Raw genomic sequence first — 23,768 nt, forward strand, 5'->3', positions numbered from 1 at the left:
TTTTGAGGTAGACTAATTTTTATAGCAAATCCGTTTCGGAACAGCCTGAGGTAGTAGTATGAAAATCGGTAACTCGCTAGCCAATGAAAATCAGCTGAAATTCAACTCCAATGAATCTGAAAATCTGCTGAAAAAATTAGCCTCAGCGCGTCGTATTAATAGTGCTGCTGATGATGCTGCCGGATTACAAATTGCCAACCGTTTAACTCAAAGCGCTAATGCCTCTGCTCAAGGGACACAAAATGTCTATGATGGTATTTCTCTTGCTACTGTGGCTGACCAAGGCTTACAAGGGGTGACAGATAACCTGAATGAAATGGGGCGTTTGGCTGTGCAGGCCGGTAATGGCTTGTTAACCGCATCCGATCGTCAGGCGCTGCAGAAGCAAGTCGACGCTTATGCAGCAAATATTCAAGACCAGATTAAAAATACTGAGTTTGCTGGTATTAAGTTGTTTGACCAGGATGGCTCTATCCCTGTTGGTACAGGGAATGGCAGCATTGGTATCAAAACTCAGGATTTATCGACTCGTTTAACGGACTCAGGTGCTTTTAGCATCGACTTATCTTCTGCTGAAAGTGCAGAAGCTTCGCTGAAGTCCATTCAGAGTTCTTCGCAACTGGTGGATAACAACAGAACTGGTTTAGGCGCGACGATCAACGCTTTACAGTCGACTGCCCGCAATCTGCAAACTCAGAATGTGAATGAGCAGGAAGCTATCAGCCGTATTCAAGACCTGGATTACGCGAAAGCGGTGACAGAACAAGTGGCAGCTGGTATTCGTGAACAAGCTTCATTATCTGTGGTCAGTCAGAGCCGGGTGTCTGAACAACAAGCCCTAAAGTTACTCGCTTAATTCTTTATTCTTTTCATCCCATAAAACGCTATTTTTTTGACACCAGTGTACAAAATACGTTTTACCTTGCAACCTCAGACAAGCTTTGTAGAATGACTAAAAAGCAATAAAAGTCTGAGTCTTATGACCACCAAGCTCTATATTCTGGATCAGCAGGAACAACGAACCTCTCGCTTAGGTGCTGTACTGAGTTTTATCTCTGAGCCCCATCAATTGTTGCAGTATCACGAACTTGACCAGTATTTACATGCTGAGTCTCAGGCTGTGGTTCTGTTAGGGGCTTTGTCCAGTCAGGATCACGAACAACTGATCCGCCGGTATCCTGCTTGTGCTTTTTTATTGCTGGGCGAAACGCTGAAGCATCATTTAGGTCTGGCGAATGTGGTTGGCTTGCTGACCGAGCCTTTCTCTTACGCTTCTTTTACTCAATTGCTGCGTGATTGTCAGGAATACCAACGTTTATTGCCAGGTCAGAAAGGTCAGTGCGAACAGTCCCGTTTTATTGGCATGGTTGGTCAAACTCAGGCCATGCAGCAAGTCCGTTTCTTAATTCAACAAGTCGCTAAAACGGACGCTAATGTATTAATTCTTGGTGATTCGGGAACGGGGAAGGAAGTAGTTGCCCGCAATATTCATGTGTTATCCAATCGTCATCAGGGGCCTTTTGTGCCATTAAACTGCGGTGCTATTCCGGCAGAGCTGTTGGAAAGCGAGCTGTTTGGTCATGAAAAAGGTGCCTTTACCGGTGCAATTTCTACCCGCAAAGGCCGTTTTGAACTGGCGCAGGGCGGTACGCTGTTTTTAGATGAAATTGGTGATATGCCACTGCCTATGCAGGTGAAGTTATTAAGAGTGCTGCAGGAAAGAGTGTATGAGCGGGTGGGGGGCAGTCAGCCTATTCGCGCTGATGTGCGTATTATTGCAGCCACTCACAGGGCGCTGGAGCAAATGATCGAGGAGGGGCGCTTTCGTGAAGATTTATTTTATCGCCTGAACGTCTTTCCTATCGAAACTCCGGCTTTACGTGACAGAGCCGATGACTTACCGCTGCTGGTGCAGGAACTGATCATCCGCACTGAACAGCAAGGGCATGCCAAGGTGAAGTTTACCGAGCGTGCGCTTGAGAGCTTAAAACTGCATCCCTGGCCTGGCAACGTGCGCGAACTGGCCAATCTGGTGGAACGAATGGCTATTATGTATCCGAATCAGGTCGTGGACGTCGCAGAATTACCGCAAAAATACCGTCATCTGGACGTCGAAACTTATGTGCCCGTATATCCGGATGCATTGTTAGAGCGGGATGCCATCAATGAGTTGTTTCAAAGTGCTGACGATGAAGACGAGCAGACAGACGTGCTGAGCTTCGCAACATCAGGCAGCCTTGAAGTTTTACCGGAGCAGGGGGTGGATCTAAAAGAGTTTTTAGCCGAACTGGAAATTTCTTTGATTACTCAGGCGCTGGAGCGCCATGAATATGTAGTAGCAAGAGCCGCTGATATTCTTTGTCTGCGTCGTACCACATTGGTAGAGAAGATGCGTAAATACAATTTGATGCGGGATGAAAATCAGGCTTAACCCTCTTTCTGTCAAAAAAATGGCTGCTTAAGTGCCTGATTTATATCTGGTTTAATTGTGGCATGTCTTGTGCATTTGAAAGGCTAGTGTCAATTCATTTGCGAAGACGTTATGAGTACAGCCAAAGCTTTTGCTTATGTTGCAGCAGAAATGCAGCCAGATGCGGCCGCACCTGTTGCAACCGCCATTCATACGGCCCGCCAGGCCCGCCGTCTGCAGCATTTAGTCAACAATCTTCCAACTGCCGTCATAGTGCTGGACGAGCGGGGGTATGTGGCTGAAGCCAATCCTGTGGCTATTTCCATGCTGGGCGAACCTTTGGTCGGGCAGCGCTGGCTGGATGTGATAGCGCGTTCATTCCGTCCCCGTAGTGATGATGGTATGGAAGTGTCTTTGCTGGACGGACGCAGAGTCAAACTGGCGATCAGCTCCCTTGAACCTGAAGCCGGTCAGTTGATTGTATTAACCGATCTGACGGAAACTCGCCAGTTACAAAGCCGCTTGGCTCATCTGCAGCGTTTATCTACCCTTGGCAAAATGATGGCATCTCTGGCGCATCAAATCCGAACCCCTTTATCTTCCGCCTTGTTGTACGCCCAGAACTTAACCAGTCCTAAATTGAATCCAAACTCACGTGAGCAGTTTCAGCAGAAACTGGTGGCCCGTCTGGTGGATTTAGAGCAGCAGGTGAATGACATGCTGTTGTTTGCGCGCGCAGGGCGTGAGCAGCAGGTCGAGCCTTTATCTTTGCAGCGACTGTTAAGTGATGTCTTTGTCGGAGTTGAAGCTTTGGTCGAACAGCAACAAAGTCAGATCCACATTCAATTACCTGAACCTGATGTACAAATTTTAGGTAATCCACGCAGTCTGGCTGGCGCTATTCAGAATTTACTGCAAAACAGTATGCAAATTATTGGTCAGGGTGCAGTCATGAAGCTTGAAGCCCGTCTGGATAAAGTAAATCCTCAGCTGGTGATGATCGCGGTTGAAGATAATGGTCCTGGTGTACCAGAGCATTTACAACAACAAATTTTTGAACCCTTTTTTACCACTCGCAGTCAGGGCACAGGGCTTGGTTTAGCTGTGGTGCAGGCTGTTGCTCACTCGCACAATGGCTCTATCCGTTATTGTGCTTCAGAGTTGGGTGGTGCTCGTTTTGAATTATTGTTTCCCGTCTATGTGCCTGTCACTGCAGGTCAGGAGTTAAGTTATGCAAACAACTAGTATTTTGGTCGTTGAAGATGATGCCGGCTTACGCGAAGCATTGTGTGACACGCTGAGTCTGGCGAATTATCAGGTGGTGCCAGCCCAAAGTGCTGAGCAGGGCTTGCAGCTGTTAAAAGAGCACAAAGTGTCTTTGCTGATCAGTGACGTACAAATGGGCACCATGTCAGGTTTAGATTTACTCAAAACCGTGAAGCTCAATTACCCCTCTTTACCTGTGTTGATGATGACCGCCTACGCCAATGTGAACGACGCTGTGGTTGCTATTCGTCACGGCGCTGTGGACTATCTGGCGAAACCTTTTTCACCTGAAGTGCTGATTAATATGGTCAGTCGTTATGCTTTGGGTGCAGAAGTCGCGACTATTGAGCCTGTTGTACATTCCGAGCAGGGCAAACAGCTGGTGAAGCTGGCGGCAAAAGTGGCTCGTTCTGATGCCAATGTGCTGGTGCTGGGCCCAAGTGGCTCTGGTAAGGAAGTACTGGCGCGTTATATCCACCAACAAAGTGGTCGTCAGGATGGGCCTTTTATAGCCATTAACTGTGCTGCTATTCCGGAAAATATGCTGGAAGCCACTTTGTTTGGTTACGAAAAAGGGGCCTTTACCGGTGCTGTTCAGGCTTGTCCCGGTAAGTTTGAACAAGCTCAACAAGGTACTATTTTACTGGATGAAATCAGTGAAATGGATTTAAACCTGCAGGCGAAGTTACTGCGTGTGCTACAAGAGCGCGAAGTCGAGCGTTTAGGTGCACGCAAAACCATAAAGCTGGATGTACGGGTGATTGCTACCAGCAACAGAGATTTAAAACAAGCAGTGGCTGAAGGAAAATTCCGCGAAGATTTGTACTATCGCCTGAACGTATTTCCGCTGACCTGGACAGCTTTGGCTGAGCGTCCCGCTGACATAGTGCCACTGGCGATGCATTTGTTAGAACGGCATTGTCGTAGCACCGGAATGCCACAGCCCAGCTTAAGTTACGCAGCTCAACATAAATTGATGCAGCATTACTGGCCAGGTAATGTGCGAGAGCTGGATAACATAGTGCAGCGTGCTCTGATCATTTGTGATGGTGAGCAAATTAGTGCGGCTGATATTCTGCTCGAGTCTGCACCGAATATGATAGACAGCATGTCTGATACAGAGTTGGGTTATGCAAGCGAGTCTGATGTCAGTGCATTTAAATCTGAGATCTATGAGCAGGAACACCGCATTATTCTGGAAACTATGCGTGCCTGTGCCAATAGCCGCAAAGAAGTGGCTGAACGTTTAGGCATCAGTGCCAGAACCTTAAGATACAAACTGGCCCGGATGCGTGAGTCTGGTATTCAGTTACCCGCCTGAACCCCAGGGTCAGAGCCTTGGCTCTGACCCTCTGTTTACTGCCTTCAAGCAATAGTTCGCTCGCCTATATAGCTTTCCTTCTTGATTTTAAATCACTGTTTTATATGTAAGTTATGAATTTAAAACCTTGATTCGACAATGACAGGAGCAGAGCCAAGGCTCTGATCCTACATACTGGCACGATACCTGCTTTACCTCTATTAATCGTAGTAATAGCAATATTTTGACAGGTCACAGCAGATGAACATTCAAGGTCAAGGTCACAGTCTTTATCAGGAACTTCAATCCCTCGCTTCACAAGCCCGGAGTGTGCCTGCTGAATTGGCGATTCCGGCTATCCCTGAACAAAATTCCAGTCAGTCTGATTTTTCCGCCATGCTCAAAGGTGCTTTAGACAAAGTGAATGGTCTGCAGGGCGAAAGTCGTCAACTTAGTACTGCTGTTGAAATGGGCGATCCTAAAGTATCGCTGGCTCAAGCTATGTTGGCTGGACAGAAGGCTTCTATAGCTTTTGAAGCCACAGTGCAGGTGCGAACCAAGCTGGTGGAAGCCTACAAAGAAATTATGTCGATGCCGGTCTAAGGCGGGGGAATAAAAAGTGGCAGAGAGTACCTCAACTGAACTGACCCTATCGTCAGATGAATTTGGCAGTAATACCCCTGTGCAACAGGAGCAGAAGTCCGGCTTTCTGGGTTCTATGGGCGGTGGTATGGATATGGTGCGGCAGATCAGTCTGATTGTCGCGTTAACCATTTGTATTGCATTAGCTGTCCTTATTATTTTATGGGCGCGTGAACCTGACATGCGTCCTCTGGGGACTTTTGAAACTAAAGAGCTGATTGAGACTCTGGATTATCTGGATAGTCAGAAAATTGACTACAAGCTCGAAGGCCAGGTGGTGATGGTATCAGGTAAAGAGTACCAGACTATCAAATTGCAGCTGGCCCGCGCAGGTTTGCAGCAAGAACAAACCACAGGCGATGAAATTCTGATGCAGGACAGCGGTTTTGGTGTCAGTCAGCGTCTGGAGATGGAACGATTAAAACACAGTCGCGAGCAGCAACTTGCCCGCACTATTGAGCAATTTCAGAGCATTGCGTCTGCCCGTGTGTTGTTGGCTATCCCCAAGGAAAATATTTTCGCCCGTCGTGAAAAGCAACCTTCTGCTACCGTGATGGTGACGGTAAAAGGTGGAAAAAGTTTAAAAGAAGGTGAAGTCGATTCTATCGTTGATTTAGTGGCTTCCGCGGTGCAAGGGCTTGAACCTAGCCGTGTTACAGTGACAGATCAGAATGGTCGGTTACTCAATAGTGGTTCACAGGATGCATCTTCAGCGCGTAGTCGTAAAGAATACGAAATGGAGCGCGCCCGTGAGGAAGAGTATCGCCAGAAAATTGACTCTATTTTAATTCCTGTGCTGGGGGTTGATAACTACACAGCTCAGGTTGATTTACTGATGGATTTCACTGCTGTCGAGCAAACTCAAAAACGCTTTAATCCAGATTTGCCTGCAGTGCGCAGTGAAATGAGTATTGAAGAAAACAGCGTGGGCGGTGGTTTAGGCGGTATTCCTGGTGCTTTAACTAACCAGCCACCACTCAATAGTGCTATACCGGAACAAGCTGTAGGTGCGGATGCCAGTAAAGCTGTAGTGCCGGGTCGCAATAGCAAAGAAATGACCCGTAACTATGAGTTGGATACTACTATTAGTCATTCGACACAGCAGTCTGGTTTAATTCGTCGTATCAGTGTTTCTGTGGCTGTGGACTATTTGCCAGGTTCCACTGCGGCTGATGGTACCGTGACTGAACCGCAGATCCGTACTCAGGCGGAAATCGCTAATATCCGGCGTTTATTGCAAGGCGGCATTGGTTTTGATGTGCAACGGGGCGATACTATAGAAGTTGTCTCGGTACCTTTTGCCCGCAATATATTGCCTGAGGCCGTCGAACCACCTATTTACGAGCAAGAATGGTTTGCCCGTATGCTGAAGCTGGTCATGGGTACCTTGATCATCATAGTGTTGATTGTGGCTGTTGTTCGTCCAATGCTGAAGAAACTGATTTACCCTGAAGATACGCAGGAAGCTTATGATGAGTCTTCATTAAATAGCGGATTAGATTTGGGTGATGATACGCTTGATATGTTAACTCGTGAGTTTGATTCGAAGTCTGTTGGTTTTGCTGCTGATGGTACTTTGATGTTACCAGACTTGCATGGTGATGAAGATCTGTTAAAAGCGGTTCGGGCCCTGGTGGCAAACGAGCCAGAATTGTCCTCACTGGTCGTTAAAAATTGGTTAGCCGAAGATGAGTAATGTTGAAAACATCAAGCCGAGCTTTGACGTAGGCAAATTAGATGGCGTCGAGAAAGCCGCTATCTTGTTGCTGAGTTTGTCAGAAGAGGACGCTGCACAGATCTTAAAACACCTTGAGCCAAAACAAGTGCAGAAGGTGGGGATGGCGATGGCACAGATTGACGATCTGAATCAGGCCAAAATCTCAGCGGTGCACAAGCTCTTTATCGAGCAAATTCAGAACTTCAGCACCATAGGTTTCCAGAGCGAAGACTTTATTCGCCGCGCGTTAACCGCTGCTTTAGGCGAAGAAAAAGCTTCGAACCTCATCGACCAGATTATTTTGGGCGGTGGTGCCAAAGGTCTGGATTCACTGAAATGGATGGACTCGAAGCAGGTAGCGAATATTATCCGCAATGAACACCCGCAGATCCAGACCATTGTCTTATTTAGAACCGGAGCAGTCAGCCGAAATTCTGTCGCAGTTCCCGGAAAAAGTGCGTTTAGATTTAACTATGCGTATTGCCAATCTGGAAGAAGTACAACCGGCAGCACTGCAGGAATTAAACGAAATTATGGAGAAACAGTTTGCGGGTCAAGCTGGGGCTCAGGCGGCGAAAATGGGCGGCTTAAAAGCAGCTGCCGATATCATGAACTACCTCGATACCAATGTTGAGGGGCAGTTGATGGACGCTATTCGTGAACATGACGAAGAAATGGCACAGCAAATTCAGGATCTGATGTTTGTATTCGAAAACCTGATCGATGTTGACGACAGAGCTATTCAGACCATTTTGCGTGAAGTACAGCAGGATGCACTGATGAAAGCCTTAAAAGGGGCTGATGCCGACTTAAAAGAGAAGATCCTGAAAAATATGTCCAAACGTGCTGCTGAACTGTTGAACGACGATTTGGAAGCCATGGGACCTGTGCGTGTCAGTGAAGTGGAAGCTGCGCAAAAAGATATCTTATCGGTAGCCCGTCGTCTGGCCGATGCAGGAGAGATTATGCTTGGTGGTGGCGGTGGTGAAGACTTCCTGTAACAGGATACCGGAGTAAAGTAGTATGACCATGGATCCTTTTCGAACCAAACAACCTTTTGCACCAACGGATGAGTTACTGGAGTTACTCAAACGTTGGCCAACCCCACAGCTTGAGTCTGATAAAAAAGCTCCTGTTGGAAAAACTAATGCGCTGAACAAAACGCTGCCGTCACAACAGGCTGCAGCAGTTGAAATCGAAGAAGAGGCACAACTGGAAATTAAGCCTCTGACAGCGGATGACATTGAACAAATTCGTCAGGCTGCTTTTGATGAAGGTTTTGCGCAGGGCAAAGAAGAAGGTTTTTCCAAAGGTTATGAAGAAGGTCGTGAACAAGGCACAGCGGATGGTTTAGCCCATGGTCAGGCCGAAGGTAAAAAATTAGGTTTAGAGCAAGCCACTGAGGAGATTGAACAGAAAAAGCTGGAGCTTGCTGTTCTGCTGGATCAGCTGCAACAACCGCTCTTACAAGTTGATCAACAAGTCGAGCAACAACTGCTGCAACTGTGCCTGGCGATGGCTGAAGCTGTAATAGCAGTTGAGTGTAAAACTAATCCACAAGTGATCTTAAAAACCCTGTCCGATGCGACAGCAGTATTGCCACTACAAACCGAACATATACTGATCAAACTTCACCCTGAAGATATAGCCATAGTTGAGCAGCATTTCAGCGCGGAGCAATTAGCCGAACGCCACTGGCAACTTCGCTCTGAACCGGCTATCGATCGCGGCGGTTGTCTGCTGGAAACTCCAGTCTCTTCGATGGACAGAAGTATTAAACATAGATTGCAAAGCAGTCTGGAGCATTTCTTGCATTCTCCTGATTAATATTAAGTTCTGCGTTATTGCGGGCTTTGTTTAAGGAGTTGTATGTCGTCGTCACAATTAGCTGCCAATTTAAAGCTACAGCTGCAGCACATTCAGAAAAGCAGGCCTAATCTGGCGGGGCGTTTAGTCCGGGTCGTAGGCCTGACTCTGGAAGCGACAGGCTGCACAGCGGCTATAGGTCAGACTTGTCATGTGGAAACTGCATCGGGTCAGCTATTTGCTGAAGTGGTGGGCTTTGCCAACGATCGTATTTTTCTGATGCCTAAAGATGATGTGTCCGGTGTAGTACCTGGCGCTAAGGTCACGCCTTTGAATGATTTTAAAGGCGTACCTTTGACTATGGCATTGCTGGGGCGGGTTATTGACGGTGCAGGTAAACCACTGGATGGCAAAGGCCCTATTTTAAGTCAGGAATTTGGCGGCGCGAAAAAACCTCCTATTAATCCGTTACAACGTCAGCCTATTCATGCACCGCTGGATGTAGGGGTTCGTGCTATCAACAGTATTATTACCGTCGGCAAAGGCCAGCGAATGGGCTTGTTTGCAGGCTCTGGTGTAGGTAAGTCTGTATTACTCGGTATGATGACCCGAGGTACTGCGGCAGATGTGATAGTCGTAGGGCTGGTGGGGGAACGGGGTCGCGAGGTAAAAGAATTTATCGACGAAATTCTGGGAGAGGAAGGCCGCAAACGTTCAGTGGTCGTTGCGGCTCCTGCCGATGTGTCACCTTTAATGCGTTTAAAAGGCTGTGAAACCGCAGTACAGGTGGCTGAGTATTTCCGCGAGCAAGGCTTAGATGTTTTACTGCTGCTTGATTCTATTACCCGTTATGCTCAGGCACAGCGGGAAATAGCGTTGGCTGTCGGTGAACCTCCGGCAACAAAGGGCTATCCACCTTCAGTCTTTGCCAAATTGCCGGCATTGGTCGAAAGAGCAGGTAATGGCGCTGCAGGTCAGGGGTCTATTACGGCGTTTTATACTGTGTTATCTGAAGGCGACGATTTGCAGGATCCTATTGCTGATGCATCCCGTGCTATTTTGGATGGTCACATAGTTCTGTCGCGTCAGCTCGCAGACAGCGGTCATTTCCCGGCCATTGATATCGAAAAATCCATTAGCCGGGTGATGCCGGCTGTGACCAGCATGGAGCATCAAAAGCTGGCCCGCGCTGTAAAACAGTTGTATGCCTCTTATCAGCAAAGCAAAGATTTAATTTCCATTGGTGCTTATGTTAAAGGCGCTGACCCGCAACTGGATGCCGCAGTGACACTGATGCCAAAGATCCGTGGTTTTTTACAGCAGGAAATGAAAGAGGTGGTGCCTTATGACGAAAGTCTGACGCAGCTGGATAAACTTTTACCTGCACATTTAGGACGATAAGTTATGGCTTTGGCGCAACTTCAGCTGTTGGTAAAAGTCCAGCAGGAAAAAGAAGACAAACTTCAGGCGCAGTACAGAGCTGCACAGCAGAACTATCAGTCGATGCAGCAGAAGTATCAGGGGCTGGCAGATTACCGTATTGAATACGTCCAGCAAACTCAAAGTCGCGGTCAGGAGGGGATGGCAAGCCGTCAGTTTAATCAATACCTGAATTTTATCGGCAAGCTGGATGCGGCCTTAACTGCACAACAACAGTATGTACAGCAGGCAAAAGCCAGTGCCGAGCAGCGTTTACAGCAACTCTTGGCTATGCAGAAAAAACGCAAAGCTATGGAAATACTGATTGACCGTGAGTTGGCAGAAATACAACGCAAAGCCGATAAGCAGGAGCAAAAAATGCTGGACGAAATTGCAACTCAGCAATTTTTCCGCAGAGTAAGTTAAGTATGGCGCGTATTTTGTATGTCTTTTTGTTATGACGTGTGTAAACAGCTTTTGTCTGCTCAATGCAGGCAAAAACAACAACAGCAGCAAGTGAGTCACTTGCATCTGGACCCGGGGTGAGCGATGACTGAATTTTTATCCATGACCATGCTAAGCGCTGAGCCGGTATCTGCAGCAAAGCCACAGGCGACGCAGCCGAATGATACCGCAGCTGAGCTGGATCAAAGTTTTGCGGCAACCCTGGCCGCGGAGGTCAATGGCAAAGCTCCGGAAAAGCCTGTAAAAAGCACGACTAAAACACGGCAGAATACTGCCTCTGAAATGCAAGAAGGCAAAGAGACTTCATCAGAGCTGAATACGACTGCTGCTGAGCTGAAACAGGACAAGCCGGTGAGCAGCAAAGAGTCAGCGTCAGACGAGACTGAAGAACTTCAGTCTGAAGCCTCTGATACAGCAAAGATGAAGAGTGATGCCAGCGAGGCTGATCACTCCCATTGGTTAAACTTATTGGATAAAGCAAAAAGTTTGCAGGAGCGCCTGGACAAAGCACAAAGCAGTGAAACTAAAGCCTCCGCTTTGATGGACCACGACGACTTAGAGGCTGTGAAATTAAGCCAGAAAACCGAGAAGTTAGTACCTGCCGGGCTGTCAGAGACTGAGACGTCCTCTTTGCCCAAAGTGAAAAGCGCAGAACCAAAAGATGGGCCTGTAGTGCTTGATAAGACGCTGTTGTCAGAGCAAAGCTCAGAGCAGCAGCTGACATCAGAAGAGCTGAAGGCGTTACAGCTGACGACTCCATCTGACAAAACGACAAAACAGTTAGCCGATCCTGCCTTCACACAGTCTGGAACAGCACAAAATAAAGAAACTGAAACAACAGAAAAAGCGGATACTAAACCGAATATTGGTGTGCAAAAAGACACAGGACCTGATCAAAATAAAATTCAGGCTCATCTGGAAAAACCACTGAAAGCCTTAGCGAAAACGACTCAGACAATGCAGCTTGCTGAGACCGAGAAGCAAAGTGCAATAAACGCTGAAGTACTAGTAGCGAGCAGCCTGGTGAACAAATCTGTGGCTCAGCCAGAGCAAGCTCCAGCCTCACTAAAAGCTAGCACAGCTGTAACTCTCAGCAGTAATGAGACAGTGGACAGTAGTGATGAAAAGGGCAGTGAAATCTTGACTACGCTTGCTGTTGCTACAGATCCTAAAGCTACAGTACAGGCTCAAAGTGTGGCGGCATTGCTGGCACCTCAAGTGCAGCAGAGCAAAGCCCCTACCGCAGAAGCTAAAGTAACCACCGAAGAGCTGTTAAAACAACTTCAGACCGCAGGAGTTACAGCACAGGCAGAACAGGGGAGTTCGTCGTCTTCTGGTGAGTCGTCGCAGCATGGATCCACAGAAGCGCTATTGAGCGCGATTGAACCACAAAAAACTTCTGCGGCTGTTGTGGCAGAGACAAATTCCTTTAGCAGCCAGCTAAAATCTACTCTGGACAAAATCAGCTCAGGTATCTCAGTGTCTGGTCGTGAATTAGTGTCTGAGGCGAGCCAGAAACAAGCTGACCAGTTGGGACAAAAACTCAATCTGATCCAGCCTGAAGCTTCGAATCAATTAAAAGAAAAAATGCTGATGATGGTAAAAGATAAGGTTCATACCGCTGAAATTCGTCTGGATCCGTCTGAATTAGGTTCGATGCAGATCAAGATTAGTTTGCAGCAGGATCAGATGTCAGTGCAGTTTATGGTTCAGCAAGGCAATGCCAAAGAACTGATGGAACAACAAATGCCAAAACTCAAAGAACTACTGCAACAGCAAGGTATTGAATTGAGTCAGGGCTCAGTGCAACAACAAAACCAATCTTCTTCAGGCCAGGACGGGGGGCGCCGTACGGCCGGAGGCACTGGTTCGGGCAATGGACAAGCCTTGTCGGAAGAGCTGACAGAACCTGTTGTTTTACCAACAAAGACTAGTGATCGGGTTGTAGATTATTACGCCTAAATCAGATTCGGGTCAGAACTGTACAGCTGAGTATTTGCAGTTACAGTGCTTTGCAGAACAGAAAAGCGGCAGATGCACAGTTAGTGATTGCCTTTGATGAAAGCCAAGGTCAATAATACGACTTCATCACAGCGGATAAGGAATAAAAATGGCAGCGGGTAAAGACTTAGAAATTGGTGACGGCCAGGCAAAAAAGAAAAAGCTGATCATCATTATCGGCGCAGTAGTGTTGCTGGCTATAGTCGCTGTAGTTGCGGTATTGATGATGTCCGGTGATCCGGCAGAACCTGTTGCCGCAGAAGCTGGAGCAGCCGAAACTGCAGTAGCAGCGGATCCAAATGCCTCAGCAGACAAAGGTTCGGCTTTATATGTCAGTATGCCACGGCCTTTTATTTTTAATGTACCAGGTGCCAGTAAAGATCGTCTGGTGCAAATTAAAGTACAGCTGTTGGTGCGTGGCAGTAACAATGAAGAAACAGCCAAAGTGCATATTCCGCTGATTGAAAGTACCTTATTACGTGCTTTCAGCACCAGTAATGCCGAAGAGTTGATTACGGTAGAAGGCAAAGAGAATTTAAAGAAAAAGGCACTGAAAGAAGTGCAGGAAGCCCTAGTTGGCGTGGCCGGCAGTGAAGTAGTGGAAGAAGTACTATTCACTGGCTTTGTGATGCAATAAGAGAGCAACAGCTTGACTGATTTATTGTCCCAGGACGAAATTGACGCGCTACTGCATGGTGTTGATGACGTCGAAGAAGAAGAGGTCGAGGAAAGCGGCGACGGTCGTGGGCGATCTGCGACCGAATACGACTTCTCCTCTCAGGATCGTATCGTGCGTGGTCGTATGCCCACGCTCGAAATGGTCAACGAACGTTTTGCCCGTCATATGCGGATCAGCTTATTTAATATGATGCGCCGTACCGCCGAAGTGTCTATCAACGGCGTACAGATGATTAAATTTGGTGAATACGTACACACCCTCTTTGTTCCAACCAGTTTAAACATGGTGAGGTTCCGCCCATTAAAAGGCACAGGCCTGATTACGATGGAAGCCCGTTTAGTGTTTATTCTGGTGGATAACTTCTTTGGTGGTGATGGTCGTTATCATGCCAAAATTGAAGGTCGTGAGTTTACCCCAACGGAACGCCGTATTATCCAGATGCTGCTGAAGCTTATCTTTGAAGACTATAAAGAAGCCTGGGCTCCGGTGATGGACGTGTCCTTTGAATACCTGGATTCTGAAGTAAACCCGGCTATGGCCAACATCGTCAGCCCTACAGAAGTGGTGGTCATCAGCTCCTTTCACATTGAACTGGACGGCGGTGGCGGTGACTTCCACGTGGCTTTGCCTTATTCGATGTTAGAACCTATCCGCGAGCTGCTGGATGCAGGTGTGCAAAGTGATAAAGAAGACACCGACTTACGCTGGAGTAAAGCTCTGCGTGACGAAATCATGGATGTAAAAGTGGACTTGACCACCAAGATGCTGGATGTCGATATCACGCTGGAGCAGTTGATGAACCTGAAAGCCGGTGACATCATTCCGGTCGAAATGCCGGACCATATCACAGTGTTGATTGAAGACTTACCGACCTATAGAGCCAAAATGGGACGCTCCCGCGATAATCTCGCGTTGAAAATCATCGAAAAAATTAAACGACCTGAATCCGTGAAATCAGAGATGCATGTGTTCACCAAAGGCGGTCGTCGCCTGGACAGCGATGCAGATATCAGTGAACTGGAAGCGGATCTAAACTTATCTGAACGTGGAGAGAGATAATCATGGCGAATGAACAAGATACCATGGACGAATGGGCTGCGGCCTTAGCGGAAGCGGAAGGAGATAGCGGGGCTTCTGCTGTTGAACTGGATGAGTTAAAAGAAGAACCAGCTCAACTGACCGTTGATGAGAAACGCAAACTTGACACCATTTTAGATATTCCTGTCACCATTTCTATGGAAGTTGGGCGCGCTAAGATCAGTATCCGAAACTTACTGCAACTGAATCAGGGGTCTGTTGTTGAGCTCGAGCGTTTAGCCGGCGAACCACTGGACGTACTGGTTAATGGTACCTTAATTGCTCATGGCGAAGTCGTGGTGGTGAACGACAAATTTGGTATTCGTCTGACCGATGTGATCAGTCAGATTGAACGTATTAAGAAGCTGCGCTAATGCGGGTGTTCTTTACTGTTGTGGCACTTTGTCCTGCCTTTGCTATAGCTGAAACCGTTGCTGTGGCAACGGCTGCTGCCCCAACCGCACAAGGTAATGGTATGAATGCCATGACCATTATGAATGTATTTGGCTCCTTGATTATTGTGCTGGGGTTATTGTTTGGTTTGGCCTGGTTGTATAAAAAGCTGGCGATTAAATTACCTGGCTCCAGTCATATCAAAATTGTCAGCTCTGTGATGCTGGGGCCGCGTGAACGTATTTTAGTGATCGAAGTGCAAGGCAAACAAAGAGTGCTGGGAGTAACATCCAATCAAATTAATATGTTATTTGAATTAGACCAACCTCTGGTTGATGATGTGGCTATGCCAGACTGGCGTGCTCAGTTTCAAACACTTCTTCAAAAACAAAAGTCGAAACCTTAATATGTGGCCATTACTTGCGCTTGTTTTATTGGTGTTATCCCCAGAGTTGTTAGCCCAGCAGGGCGGTGCGTTGTCTGCTTTATCTGTCACTACTAATCCGGATGGTTCGCAGGATTACAGTGTGACGCTGCAAGTATTGGCAGTAATGACGGCGCTGAGTTTTATCCCTGCTATGGTCATTATGATGACCTGTTTCACTCGTATTATCGTGGTGCTGGCTATCTTACGACAGGCTATAGGCTTGCAATCTTCACCATCGAACCAGGTGCTGATTGGTATCACCATTTTTATGACTTTTTTTATTATGGCGCCAGTGTTTGACGAGGTAAATCAAAAAGCTCTGCAGCCTTATCTGGCGGAACAAATGACCTCCATTCAGGCTTTTGATGAAGCGATAAAGCCGATGAAAGCCTTTATGTTGCATCAAACCCGAATGAAAGATTTAGAAACCTTTGCTGAAATTGCGGGTACACCAAAAGTCGACAACGTTGCCGATTTACCTATCACAGTGGTGATCCCGGCTTTTGTCACCAGTGAACTGAAAACAGCCTTTCAAATTGGTTTTATGATATTTATTCCCTTCTTGATCATTGACTTGGTGGTTGCCAGTATTTTGATGGCCATGGGTATGATGATGTTGTCTCCTATGATTATTGCTTTGCCTTTTAAGTTGATGATGTTTGTATTGGTGGACGGCTGGTTACTGGTCATGGGGACTTTAGCCACTAGCTACGGAGTGGGGACATGAGTCCAGAGGTTTTTGTTGATATATTGAATGATGCGCTTTGGTTGGTGATCCTCATTGTCTCCGTGGCTATCATTCCTTCGCTGATTGTGGGCCTTATTGTGTCTATTTTTCAGGCTGCGACCTCTATCAACGAACAAACCTTAAGCTTCTTACCTCGTTTAATAGTGACATTACTTGCTTTGATGTACGGTGGTCATTGGTTAACTCAAACTCTGATGGATTACACCGAGAAGCTTTATCAGAGTATTCCCACGGTAGTGAGCTGATGGAATACCCACTTCAGCAGTTACTTCAGGTTATTGCTGACTTTATGCTACCTTTTGCCCGAGTTTCCGCCATGATGTTTATTATGGTGGCTTTTGGTGCCAAAAATATTCCTACCCGGGTTAAAGCTGCTTTTTGTGCGGCCTTTATCGTGATGATTATGCCAGTGGTGCCGCCAGTCAAAGATGTCAATCTGATGTCGCTGAATCTGGTTGTGCAGATGATCCAACAAATTATCATTGGACTGGCGATAGGCTTCATCTCACAAATTTTTGTCCAGGCTTTTGTCACCGCAGGTCAAATTCTGGCCACTCAAACCGGCTTAGGTTTTGCCGCTATGGCAGATCCCGCTAACGGTGTATCCGTGCCGGCTATAGGTCAGTTTTACCTTATTTTAGCCACCTTGTTATTTTTGGTGTATGACGGCCATCTGATTATGTTTCAGATGGTGGTGTTCAGTTTTGAGTCTTTGCCTATCAATGGCCAGTGGATGGATGTGAATAAATACTGGCAGGTGGCTGAATTTGGCAGCTGGATTATCGCCACAGCCCTTGCTATTACGCTCGCGCCTGTAACAGCCATGTTGGTGGTGAATATTGCTTTTGGTGTACTCACCCGTACAGCACCGCAGTTGAATATTTTCTCCATAGGTATGCCCATTAGTATGTTGGCCGGACTACTTATTATGTGGCTGACGATGGACACCTTCTTGTTTCATTTTAATTTGAACTGGCAGCATGGTATCGAGTACACCTGCAAGTTAATTGGCTGTTAGGAGTAGCAGATGGCAACCTCTGGCCAGGAAAAAACCGAAGAACCCACCAGTAAAAAGCTCGAAGACACCCGAAAGAAAGGTCAGGTCGCTCGTTCCCGCGATCTGGCTACTTTTACCGTGTTAGTGGGCAGCAGCGCAGGTATTCTAATCTTTGGCAAAGAGATAGCAGGTGCTGTGCTGGAGGTCTGTCGTCGTTTGTTATCGCTGGATGAAAAAGATATTTTTAATCCCTATTCAATGTTTTCGGTCTGGGAAGATGCCTTAATAGAATTATTTCCTGGTTTACTGAAGTTTTTCTTGTTGATATTGCTGGCAGCCTATGTTGGTAGCGTACTGATCGGTGGTTATAACTTTACCTGGCAAGCTGTGGGTTTTAAGTGGAGTAAATTAAGCCCCTTAGCCGGTATCAAACGTATGTTTGGTTTGCAGGCTATGGTGGAACTGATTAAAAGTATCGCTAAGGTGCTGGTGATTGGTGGTTTAACTTTTGCGCTATTGTCCACCTTCTTTGACGATATTATGGCTTTGTCCCTGATGACCAATCCTGAGGATATTTTTGCTTCAGCCGAAATTCTGGCCTGGACCTTTTTTGGTATTTGTTTCAGCGTGATTGTTATTGCCGCTATCGATGCGCCATACCAGATGTGGAAGCATCACAAAGAATTAAAAATGACGCTGCAGGAAGTCAAAGATGAATACAAAAATTCTGAGGGCGACCCGCGGGTGAAAGGGCGTATTCGTAGCTTGCAGTATCAGGCTGCGAGGCGTCGAATGATTGCTGCAGTGCCTACCGCCGACGTGGTGGTGACTAACCCGACGCACTTTGCGGTGGCACTGAAATACGACCAGGCCAAATTCAGAGCGCCAGTGGTTGTAGCCAAAGGCGCGGACGAAGTCGCGCTTTATATCCGGCGTTTAGCAGAAGAAAACAAAGTACCAGTGCTGGAATCTCCGGCTTTAGCCCGCTCTATTTTTTATACTACTGAGTTGGATCATCCCATTCCGGAGCAGTTATTCGCAGCTGTCGCTCAGGTTCTGGCTTATGTGTATCAGTTGAATATGTACAAAAAAGGCAAAGGAAAACGCCCGAAAAATTTGGCGAAAGACTTGCCTATCCCTGAAGATTTTCGTCACTAAAATTGGCAGCAGATCACATGGTTAAGTATTAATGTGATCTGCTCCCATTTTTATGGAACGCTTTTTGTATAACAGCCTATAGCGTCAGTAATTTGTCAGGCTTGTTATGTCGATGACCCAAATGTTTTCCCGCGTTAATCCAGAAGTTTGGTCTTATGCCAAAGGTGTTGGCACTCCGTTACTGATCCTGGCAGCTCTTGCCATGGTGGTATTACCTTTACCACCTTTGATGCTGGATATTTTGTTTACCTTCAATATCACATTAGGCCTCGTGGTATTGCTGATCACCATTTACACCAGAAAACCTTTAGATTTTGCCATTTTCCCCAGCGTCATTCTGGTGGCTACTATTTTGCGTTTAACGCTGAATATCGCCAGTACCAGGGTTATTTTACTGGAAGGTCATAATGGCCCTGATGCCGCGGGTAAGGTGGTTGAAGCTTTTGGTGAAGTGGTGATAGGCGGTAACTACGCTGTAGGTTTTGTGGTGTTTATCATCCTCGTTATTATCAATATGATGGTAGTTACCTCAGGTGCTGCACGTATTTCCGAAGTGACAGCACGTTTTACTCTTGACGCTATGCCGGGCAAACAAATGGCGATCGACGCTGATTTAAATGCTGGCTTTATTGATGCTGAAGAGGCGCGTCGTCGCCGTGAGCAAATTGGCGAAGAGGCTGATTTCTACGGTTCAATGGATGGTGCCAACAAATTTGTGAAAGGCGATGCGATGGCCGGTATCGTCATTATGGTCATTAATATCATTGGCGGTTTAGTCATTGGTGTGTTGCAGCACGACTTGGCTTTTATGGATGCCGTACAAATTTATACGCTACTGACTATAGGTGATGGTCTGGTAGCGCAAATCCCAGGTTTGTTGTTATCTGTAGGTACTGCCATTATCGTCACCCGTCAAAATAAAGAGGGCGATTTTGGTACCTTGATGGCAGGCCAGTTCAGCAACTTTAAAGTGTTGGTCATTGCCACAGCAATTTTAGTTATCATGGGCATAGTGCCAGGCATGCCGCATGTCGCCTTCTTGAGTCTGGCGGCTATAGTGGGTGGTGCAGCCTATTATTTATACCGTGTAGAAAACCCAACGGCAGAAAAAGCTGCAGCTATTAAAAAGGCTGAGCTGACGACTCCAGTTGAAATGGCACCTGTTAAAGAAATTGGTTGGGATGATGTACAGCCAGTCGACACTATAGGTCTGGAAGTTGGCTATCGCTTAATACCACTGGTCGATAAAGCGCAGGGCGGCGAATTGCTGACGCGGATTAAAGGCGTGCGGAAAAAATTATCTCAGGAGCTGGGTTTCCTTATTCCTGCTGTGCATATTCGTGACAATCTGGATTTAGAGCCTAACACTTACCGCGTCACCATGATGGGGGTTACGACTGGCGAGTCCGAACTGCGGCATGACAATGAGCTGGCGATTAACCCAGGTCAGGTGTTTGGCACAGTCAAAGGTATAGCTACAAAAGATCCAGCTTTTGGTTTAGAGGCGGTCTGGATCGCTAAAAATCAGCGTGAACATGCACAAACTCTGGGCTACACAGTAGTGGATGCTGCTACTGTGGTGGCCACTCATTTAAGCCAGATATTAACCAACAATGCAGCTCAGTTACTGGGTCATGAAGAAGTGCAGAATCTGCTGGATATGCTGGCGAAATCTTCACCTAAGCTGGTCGATGCCTTAGTGCCTGATACGCTGCCGCTTACTGTAGTGGTGAAGGTGCTACAGAATCTGCTGCATGAAGGCGTGCCTATTCGCGATATGCGGACCATAGTGCAAACCTTAGTCGACTATGGTTCCAAGAGTCAGGATGTTGATGTGCTGACCGCGTCCTGTCGTGTCGCATTAAAGCGGCTGATTATCCAGGAAGTGGTGGGCAGTGCGCCAGAAGTGCCTGTGATCACTTTTGCGCCTGATTTAGAGCAGATGTTACATCAGTCGATGCAATCGGCTGGTAACGACGGCGCAGGCATTGAACCAGGCCTTGCCGAACGCATTCAGCAATCTTTGGCGACAGCCTCTCAGAATCAGGAACTGGCTGGCGAACCTGCTGTTTTATTGACTTCCGGTATTCTGCGATCAGTTATGGCACGATTCGTGAAGTACAGTATTCCAGGATTACGGGTTTTGTCCTATCAAGAGATCCCTGACAACAAACAAATCCGAATTGTCAGTGTGGTAGGCCAGTCGAATTAGGAGTTAAGCTATGAAAATCAAACGCTTTGTTGCCAAAGATATGCGTACCGCTCTGACAGAAGTCAAAGAGTTTTTAGGCCCTGACGCCATTATTCTGTCGAATAAAAAAGTGGCTGGAGGCGTTGAAATTGTAGCGGCTATAGACCCGGAGGCCACGCCAGCTAAGGTTTCACCCGAACCAGAAGCTCCTGCTCAGCCTGCAGTCGGCAGTCGTTTGAACATCAAAGTCGATGATGAACCAGAACAAACTCCTGCTGATTCTTTACAGGCTTTGCTCGCCCGCCAAATCAGTAAACAACCTGCAGCTGCTCAGGCTATCTCTGCCAATAAAATGGCGGCTGCAAAAACCGCCGCAGCGACCAGTGCTTTGTTTTCGGTTGCAAATTCAACACCTTCTGACAACGAGCGTCAATCTTCCGCCACTGCCGCTGTAAATCTGAGCGAGCTAACTCGTTATCAGGAACAGCAAGCCAAGCTGATGCAAAAACAGTTTGATGCGATGCGTAGTGAAATGTCTTCAATGAAACAACTGTTGCAGCATCAGGTTTCAGGGTTAATGTGGCAAGATTTAGCTCGTCGTGAACCTGTGCGGGCTCTGGTGATTGAAAAATTGCTGGAATTAGGTTTATCTGAACCTGTGGCTGACCAAATCGCTTGTTTTATGCCGGAAGATATCAATGATGCAGAAGCCTGGGACAGTGCATTAGAGCTATTAACGGGCCAGTTGATCACAACAAACGACGACATTATGCGTCGCGGTGGGGTCGTTGCACTGGTTGGTCCTACAGGCGTGGGTAAAACGACTACTGTTGCCAAACTTGCAGCTCAGTTTGCTAAGCGTCACGGTGCGGATCAGGTGGCTTTAATTACTACGGATTCATTCCGGATTGGCGCTTATGAACAGTTAGCCACTTTTGGTCGTATCATCGGTTGCCCGGTAAAGCAGGTCAAAGACAGCGAAGAGTTGGCGACGCTGTTAAATCAGTTGCAACAACGTAAATTAATTTTGATTGATACTGCAGGAATGAGTCAGCGTGACGTTCGTCTTGCTGAAAAACTTGCGTCTTTAGTGCATAATTCGCGTGTTAAAATAAAAAGTTATCTGGTATTGTCTGCAACATCCCAAGCCCGAGTTATGCAGGAAACCGTTGAACATTTCAAACGTATTCCATTAGCAGGTTGTATTTTCACCAAACTTGATGAATGCTTAAGTTTGGGAGAAATTATTAACGTGGCAATCCAAAATGCGTTGCCGGTCAGTTATTTGACTCAGGGCCAAAGAGTTCCTGAGGATATCGAAATGGCTGATGCGAAAACAATGGTTGCCAAGGCAGAGCAGTTACGGATCTCTAACAGTAGTACGGGCTATCAATGGTATTCAGATACAACGGCCCGGGTGGAAGGAACCTATGCATAATCTTCCGATGAATGATGATCAAGCCAGTGGCCTGAGACGAATGAAGCAACAACAGCAACAACAGATAGTAAAAGTCATAGCCGTGACAGGCGGCAAAGGTGGCGTGGGTAAAACCAACGTTACGCTGAACCTTGCCATGTCAATGGCTCAGCTTGGAAAAAAAGTATTAGTGCTGGACGCTGACCTTGGGTTAGCGAACTGTGACGTTATGCTTGGGCTTCGGGTGCAAAAAAACTTATTTCATGTGTTGTCCGGCGAGGCTGAGCTGGATGACATTCTGATAGAAGGACCTTTTGGTATCAAAATTGTTCCTGCAACATCAGGCACTCAGTCGATGACCGAATTAAAGCCTGTGGAACATGCTGGTCTTATCCGCGCTTTTAGCGAAATGCGTACCCGTTTTGATATTTTACTGGTGGACACAGCTGCCGGTATTTCCGATATGGTATTGAGTTTTTCCCGCGCTTCACAAGACGTGTTAGTGGTGGTTTGTGATGAACCTTCTTCTATCACTGATGCTTACGCCTTAATGAAAATATTAAGCCGTGAACACGGTGTACAGCGCTTTAAAATTGTCGCCAACATGGTCCGCAGTTTAAAAGAAGGGCAAGAGCTTTTCGCCAAGCTAAGCCGGGTGACAGACAGGTTTTTAGATGTCAATCTGGAGCTGGTAGCTACCATTCCATTTGATGAAAACGTCAGAAAAGCGGCTCGTAAACAAAAAGCTTTTGTCGATGCTTTTCCAAAAACTCCGGCCTCTTTAGCTATCCGAACTTTAGCCACCCGTGCCATCCAGTGGCCAGTGCCGCCTGTGGCATCCGGGCACCTGGAATTTTTCCTGGAACAATTGGTACAGCAACCTGAAGCGAGAGGTCTGGTTTGAATAGCAAACTTGCGGCCTACGGCGCCGCTGATCATTTGACACAAATGGTGGAACGGCATGCGCCTCTGGTAAAACGTATTGCCTATCATCTGTTAGCTCGATTGCCCGCAAGTGTCTTAGTCGACGATTTAATTCAGTCTGGCATGATAGGTCTGATTGAAGCAGCTAAGAATTTTGATGGCAGCAAGGGCGCAAGTTTTGAAACCTTTGCCGGTATCCGTATCCGTGGCTCTATGCTGGATGAAATTCGCCGTGGCGACTGGACTCCACGCTCTGTCCACCGCAACTCCCGCATGATAGCTGAAGCTATTGCAGAGCTTGAATCTGAACTGGGTCGTGATGTAAAAGATAGTGAAGTTGCTGAAAAACTTGATATATCTTTAGATGAGTATCATCATATGCTTAGTGACGCCAGCAGTGGTCGCATTATTGGCATCGAAGATCTGGGCATCTCTGATGATGTGTTGGTCACAGCAAATGATAAAGATGATGATCATTTGTACGAACAACAGGCAACTGATGCATTTCAACAGGCGTTGATAAAAAATATCAGTAGCTTACCGGAGCGAGAAGCTATAGTGTTGTCGCTGTATTATAATGACGAACTAAATTTGAAAGAGATTGGCGCTGTGCTGGATGTTAGTGAGTCCAGGGTCAGTCAGATTCATAGTCAGGCGCTGGTGCGCTTGCGCTCCAGGATGCAGGATTGGTTGTAATAGTTTGAGTTAGTCCAGCTTGGGCTCTCACCGGA

Annotated in this window: 22 protein-coding genes and 1 pseudogene; all 23 read left to right on the forward strand. The window is 46.9% G+C overall.

Translation table 11 applies throughout. The features are described from left to right. Nucleotides 1-58 precede the first annotated feature (58 nt). Nucleotides 59-856, forward strand: a complete 798-nt coding sequence (locus WH43_RS10320) for a flagellin (protein WP_053424523.1) — start codon at nucleotides 59-61, stop codon at nucleotides 854-856. 123 nt (nucleotides 857-979) lie between these two features. Continuing rightward, nucleotides 980-2,431, forward strand: coding sequence for a sigma-54 dependent transcriptional regulator (locus WH43_RS10325; protein WP_053424524.1), 1,452 nt, complete (start codon nucleotides 980-982; stop codon nucleotides 2,429-2,431). A 111-nt stretch (nucleotides 2,432-2,542) separates the two neighbouring features. Next, nucleotides 2,543-3,655, forward strand: a complete 1,113-nt coding sequence (locus WH43_RS10330) for a sensor histidine kinase (protein WP_053424525.1) — start codon at nucleotides 2,543-2,545, stop codon at nucleotides 3,653-3,655. Continuing rightward, nucleotides 3,642-4,997, forward strand: coding sequence for a sigma-54-dependent transcriptional regulator (locus WH43_RS10335; RefSeq protein WP_053424526.1), 1,356 nt, complete (start codon nucleotides 3,642-3,644; stop codon nucleotides 4,995-4,997). Before WH43_RS10330 ends, WH43_RS10335 begins: the two co-directional genes overlap by 14 nt. A gap of 240 nt (nucleotides 4,998-5,237) precedes the next feature. Further along, entirely contained in the window at nucleotides 5,238-5,579 is a 342-nt protein-coding gene (gene fliE / locus WH43_RS10340; protein WP_185148597.1) for a flagellar hook-basal body complex protein FliE, read from the forward strand. Between the two features lie 16 nt (nucleotides 5,580-5,595). Continuing rightward, the gene (gene fliF, locus WH43_RS10345; protein ID WP_053424527.1) at nucleotides 5,596-7,314 is read left to right on the forward strand and encodes a flagellar basal-body MS-ring/collar protein FliF; all 1,719 of its coding nucleotides are present in this window, start codon (nucleotides 5,596-5,598) and stop codon (nucleotides 7,312-7,314) included. Next, nucleotides 7,307-8,336, forward strand: a pseudogene (gene fliG / locus WH43_RS10350) (flagellar motor switch protein FliG). Before fliF ends, fliG begins: the two are co-directional and overlap by 8 nt. A 22-nt stretch (nucleotides 8,337-8,358) precedes the next feature. Beyond that, on the forward strand, nucleotides 8,359-9,162 hold the full coding sequence (gene fliH / locus WH43_RS10355; protein WP_053424528.1) for a flagellar assembly protein FliH: 804 nt from the start codon (nucleotides 8,359-8,361) through the stop codon (nucleotides 9,160-9,162). Nucleotides 9,163-9,204: 42 nt separating this feature from the next. Further along, complete coding sequence (gene fliI / locus WH43_RS10360; RefSeq protein WP_053424529.1) at nucleotides 9,205-10,542, forward strand: flagellar protein export ATPase FliI; 1,338 nt, start codon at nucleotides 9,205-9,207, stop codon at nucleotides 10,540-10,542. Between the two features lie 3 nt (nucleotides 10,543-10,545). Then, entirely contained in the window at nucleotides 10,546-10,986 is a 441-nt protein-coding gene (fliJ, locus tag WH43_RS10365; protein WP_053424530.1) for a flagellar export protein FliJ, read from the forward strand. Between the two features lie 123 nt (nucleotides 10,987-11,109). Then, nucleotides 11,110-12,987, forward strand: coding sequence for a flagellar hook-length control protein FliK (locus WH43_RS10370; RefSeq protein ID WP_053424531.1), 1,878 nt, complete (start codon nucleotides 11,110-11,112; stop codon nucleotides 12,985-12,987). Between the two features lie 148 nt (nucleotides 12,988-13,135). Beyond that, nucleotides 13,136-13,663: a flagellar basal body-associated protein FliL gene (gene fliL, locus WH43_RS10375; protein ID WP_053424532.1), complete on the forward strand. Its 528-nt coding sequence runs from the start codon at nucleotides 13,136-13,138 to the stop codon at nucleotides 13,661-13,663. A gap of 12 nt (nucleotides 13,664-13,675) precedes the next feature. Continuing rightward, a complete protein-coding gene (fliM, locus tag WH43_RS10380) occupies nucleotides 13,676-14,764 on the forward strand; it encodes a flagellar motor switch protein FliM (RefSeq protein ID WP_053424533.1) in 1,089 nt (362 codons plus the stop codon). A 2-nt stretch (nucleotides 14,765-14,766) separates the two neighbouring features. Then, on the forward strand, nucleotides 14,767-15,156 hold the full coding sequence (gene fliN, locus WH43_RS10385) for a flagellar motor switch protein FliN (RefSeq protein WP_053424534.1): 390 nt from the start codon (nucleotides 14,767-14,769) through the stop codon (nucleotides 15,154-15,156). Next, nucleotides 15,156-15,581 (forward strand): flagellar biosynthetic protein FliO, encoded by a 426-nt coding sequence (gene fliO, locus WH43_RS10390; protein WP_053424535.1) that lies wholly within the window; start codon nucleotides 15,156-15,158, stop codon nucleotides 15,579-15,581. Before fliN ends, fliO begins: the two co-directional genes overlap by 1 nt. A 1-nt stretch (nucleotide 15,582) precedes the next feature. Next, nucleotides 15,583-16,329 carry a flagellar type III secretion system pore protein FliP gene (gene fliP, locus WH43_RS10395; protein ID WP_053424536.1) on the forward strand — a complete coding sequence of 249 codons (747 nt, stop codon included), beginning with the start codon at nucleotides 15,583-15,585 and terminating at the stop codon, nucleotides 16,327-16,329. Further along, nucleotides 16,326-16,595, forward strand: coding sequence for a flagellar biosynthesis protein FliQ (gene fliQ / locus WH43_RS10400; RefSeq protein WP_053424537.1), 270 nt, complete (start codon nucleotides 16,326-16,328; stop codon nucleotides 16,593-16,595). Before fliP ends, fliQ begins: the two co-directional genes overlap by 4 nt. After that, complete coding sequence (gene fliR, locus WH43_RS10405; RefSeq protein ID WP_053424538.1) at nucleotides 16,595-17,368, forward strand: flagellar biosynthetic protein FliR; 774 nt, start codon at nucleotides 16,595-16,597, stop codon at nucleotides 17,366-17,368. The genes fliQ and fliR overlap by 1 nt, the downstream gene beginning before the upstream one ends. Nucleotides 17,369-17,377: 9 nt before the next feature. Continuing rightward, nucleotides 17,378-18,505, forward strand: coding sequence for a flagellar biosynthesis protein FlhB (flhB, locus tag WH43_RS10410; protein WP_053424539.1), 1,128 nt, complete (start codon nucleotides 17,378-17,380; stop codon nucleotides 18,503-18,505). A 106-nt stretch (nucleotides 18,506-18,611) separates the two neighbouring features. After that, entirely contained in the window at nucleotides 18,612-20,717 is a 2,106-nt protein-coding gene (gene flhA / locus WH43_RS10415; RefSeq protein WP_053424540.1) for a flagellar biosynthesis protein FlhA, read from the forward strand. Nucleotides 20,718-20,727: 10 nt separating this feature from the next. Beyond that, nucleotides 20,728-22,134, forward strand: a complete 1,407-nt coding sequence (gene flhF / locus WH43_RS10420; protein ID WP_053424541.1) for a flagellar biosynthesis GTPase FlhF — start codon at nucleotides 20,728-20,730, stop codon at nucleotides 22,132-22,134. After that, complete coding sequence (locus WH43_RS10425) at nucleotides 22,127-23,017, forward strand: MinD/ParA family protein (protein ID WP_053424542.1); 891 nt, start codon at nucleotides 22,127-22,129, stop codon at nucleotides 23,015-23,017. The genes flhF and WH43_RS10425 overlap by 8 nt, the downstream gene beginning before the upstream one ends. Continuing rightward, the gene (locus tag WH43_RS10430) at nucleotides 23,014-23,733 is read left to right on the forward strand and encodes an RNA polymerase sigma factor FliA (RefSeq protein WP_046520365.1); all 720 of its coding nucleotides are present in this window, start codon (nucleotides 23,014-23,016) and stop codon (nucleotides 23,731-23,733) included. The genes WH43_RS10425 and WH43_RS10430 overlap by 4 nt, the downstream gene beginning before the upstream one ends. Nucleotides 23,734-23,768: the final 35 nt, after the last annotated feature.

Source organism: Rheinheimera sp. KL1 (assembly GCF_001275035.1).
In the GTDB taxonomy this organism is placed as follows: Bacteria; Pseudomonadota; Gammaproteobacteria; order Enterobacterales; family Alteromonadaceae; genus Pararheinheimera; species Pararheinheimera tangshanensis.

Excerpts from the sequence above, each read along its gene's own strand:
- WH43_RS10335 (WP_053424526.1), top strand. The coding sequence starts at position 3,642 with ATGCAAACAACTAGTATTTTGGTCGTTGAAGATGATGCCGGCTTACGC.
- fliE (WP_185148597.1), top strand. The coding sequence starts at position 5,238 with ATGAACATTCAAGGTCAAGGTCACAGTCTTTATCAGGAACTTCAATCC.
- fliH (WP_053424528.1), top strand. The coding sequence starts at position 8,359 with ATGACCATGGATCCTTTTCGAACCAAACAACCTTTTGCACCAACGGAT.
- flhF (WP_053424541.1), top strand. The coding sequence starts at position 20,728 with ATGAAAATCAAACGCTTTGTTGCCAAAGATATGCGTACCGCTCTGACA.
- fliO (WP_053424535.1), top strand. The coding sequence starts at position 15,156 with ATGCGGGTGTTCTTTACTGTTGTGGCACTTTGTCCTGCCTTTGCTATA.
- flhB (WP_053424539.1), top strand. The coding sequence starts at position 17,378 with ATGGCAACCTCTGGCCAGGAAAAAACCGAAGAACCCACCAGTAAAAAG.
- WH43_RS10325 (WP_053424524.1), top strand. The coding sequence starts at position 980 with ATGACCACCAAGCTCTATATTCTGGATCAGCAGGAACAACGAACCTCT.
- WH43_RS10425 (WP_053424542.1), top strand. The coding sequence starts at position 22,127 with ATGCATAATCTTCCGATGAATGATGATCAAGCCAGTGGCCTGAGACGA.
- fliL (WP_053424532.1), top strand. The coding sequence starts at position 13,136 with ATGGCAGCGGGTAAAGACTTAGAAATTGGTGACGGCCAGGCAAAAAAG.
- fliP (WP_053424536.1), top strand. The coding sequence starts at position 15,583 with ATGTGGCCATTACTTGCGCTTGTTTTATTGGTGTTATCCCCAGAGTTG.
- fliI (WP_053424529.1), top strand. The coding sequence starts at position 9,205 with ATGTCGTCGTCACAATTAGCTGCCAATTTAAAGCTACAGCTGCAGCAC.
- flhA (WP_053424540.1), top strand. The coding sequence starts at position 18,612 with ATGTCGATGACCCAAATGTTTTCCCGCGTTAATCCAGAAGTTTGGTCT.
- fliQ (WP_053424537.1), top strand. The coding sequence starts at position 16,326 with ATGAGTCCAGAGGTTTTTGTTGATATATTGAATGATGCGCTTTGGTTG.
- fliJ (WP_053424530.1), top strand. The coding sequence starts at position 10,546 with ATGGCTTTGGCGCAACTTCAGCTGTTGGTAAAAGTCCAGCAGGAAAAA.
- WH43_RS10330 (WP_053424525.1), top strand. The coding sequence starts at position 2,543 with ATGAGTACAGCCAAAGCTTTTGCTTATGTTGCAGCAGAAATGCAGCCA.
- fliN (WP_053424534.1), top strand. The coding sequence starts at position 14,767 with ATGGCGAATGAACAAGATACCATGGACGAATGGGCTGCGGCCTTAGCG.
- WH43_RS10370 (WP_053424531.1), top strand. The coding sequence starts at position 11,110 with ATGACTGAATTTTTATCCATGACCATGCTAAGCGCTGAGCCGGTATCT.
- WH43_RS10320 (WP_053424523.1), top strand. The coding sequence starts at position 59 with ATGAAAATCGGTAACTCGCTAGCCAATGAAAATCAGCTGAAATTCAAC.
- fliR (WP_053424538.1), top strand. The coding sequence starts at position 16,595 with ATGGAATACCCACTTCAGCAGTTACTTCAGGTTATTGCTGACTTTATG.